At 73.6% G+C, this 1,660-nt stretch carries 2 protein-coding genes; one reads left to right on the forward strand and one right to left on the reverse strand.

Annotated elements, in window-relative coordinates; all coding sequences use genetic code 11:
• Nucleotides 1-945 (reverse strand): cell division protein PerM (locus tag AC31A1_RS51080; RefSeq protein WP_489659861.1); only part of this gene is annotated, 945 nt, incomplete at its 3' end.
• Nucleotides 946-1,041: 96 nt separating this feature from the next.
• Here AC31A1_RS51080 and AC31A1_RS51085 point away from each other — a divergent pair.
• On the forward strand, nt 1,042-1,660 hold a 619-nt coding region (locus AC31A1_RS51085; RefSeq protein WP_489659862.1), incomplete at its 3' end, for a helix-turn-helix domain-containing protein.

The following is a 1,660-nucleotide window of genomic DNA, read 5'->3' on the forward strand; positions in this document are numbered from 1 at the left end:
GGCCGGGGCCGAGGAGAGGGGGGCGACGGTGTGGTGGACGCCGAGGGCGAAGCCGGGGCCGAGGCCGTAGGACGCGGACCACACCGCCGCGTTCGGGATCAGCGCGACGCAGAGCAGCAGGACGGCGAACCGGCCCGACAACCCCTCCGTCAGCTGGAGGAAGGACGTCCGGGCGGCACCGCCGTGCCAGATCAGGGACGTGCCGAGGAGCAGCGCGCCGCCCCCGACGAGCACCGCCGTGCCGAGACCGGCGGCGCGTGCGGCGGTGCCGATGCGGTCCCGGGACTCGCGGGCCTCCGGGCCGAGGACGAGCCGTCGCAGCCCCGCCGGTAGCAGGATCAGCACGCTCAGCACGGGTTCGCGCGGGCGCCCGTACGCCGTCCACACACCGGAACCGGCCGCGCCCGCGGCGAGCAGCGGCAGGCAGACCGCGGTCCAGCTCCAGGAGGGGGAGAGTTCGCCGCCGGACGCGTAGAGCGCGGCTGCGGTGCCGACGGCGAGGTAGCCGAGGGCGACGCCCGCCCAGGCGGTACGGGCGGCGATGAGGGGCGGCCCCTCGGGGTCGTCTTCACCGTCGCCCCCGCCCAGCACCGCGTGCCGGGCCGCCCGGTGCAGCAGCCACAGTGGCAGGGCGAGGAGGAGCAGCGGGGTGACGCCCACGGGGGCGGGGACTCCGGAGAGCGTGTCGGCGCGGACCAGTTCGACACCGTGCGCGAGGAGCCACAGGGCGGCGGCCATGTGCAGGGCGCCGCCGGGTCCGCTGTCGGGGTACGGCGAGCTGATCCACAGCACCATCACGAGCACCGCGAACGAACCGAGCCCGAGCCCCGCCGCGACCGCGCCGCCCAGCAGGCCGGCGGCCAGTCCGGGGGATCGGTCACGCATCCGGGTGAGCAGGGGCGCCAACGGCGCTCGGCGGTGGGTCATCGGCATCACGCCCGCCATGCTCCCAACGACACGCGCTTTCTCGTCGTAACAGGCGAACCTCGGAAGTGTCGCTCAATATACGTTTATGTACTTTTTCGTGCGAAGGGGCGTCCGGTGACGCAGAGCCCTGCAACCCCGCTCCCTCCGCCCAAGGAACGCCGACGCCTGCGCGAGGCGGGCTCGCTGACGCAGGCTCAGGTCGCCGAGCGGGTGGGCGTCAGCCGCGAGACGGTGCGCTCGTGGGAGACCGGCCGTACGACACCACGTGGCCGGAAACGGGAGGCGTACGCGAAATTGCTCACCAGCCTGGGTGAAGAAGAGACCGTGACGAAGCCTCAGCGGAAGCCTCCGGCGGCCGAGGTGACCGAGGTTGAGGTGACCGAGGTCAAAGCGGCCGAGGTTGAGGTGGTCGAGGTCGAGGTGGTGGACGACACCGCCGTACTCGAACCCGTCCTCGTCCCCGCCCCCGTACCGATCGAGGAACCGTCCCGCGCGCCCCTGACGCCCGCTCAGGCCTTCGACGCGCTCTACGCGTTCTGCGCCCCCGCCCTCGTACGGCAGGCCTATCTGCTGACCGGGCGGCGCGAGTTGGCACGCGAGTCCGTCGAGCGGGCCTTCCAGGTCGCCTGGCAGCGCTGGCCCGAGGTGGCGGTCGACCGCGACCCGGCCGGCTGGGTGCGCTCGGTGGCGTACGAGCACGCCCTCTCCCCGTGGCACCGGTTCCGCCCCAGAT

The sequence above is a fragment of the Streptomyces sp. P5F9 genome, from assembly GCF_057961495.1.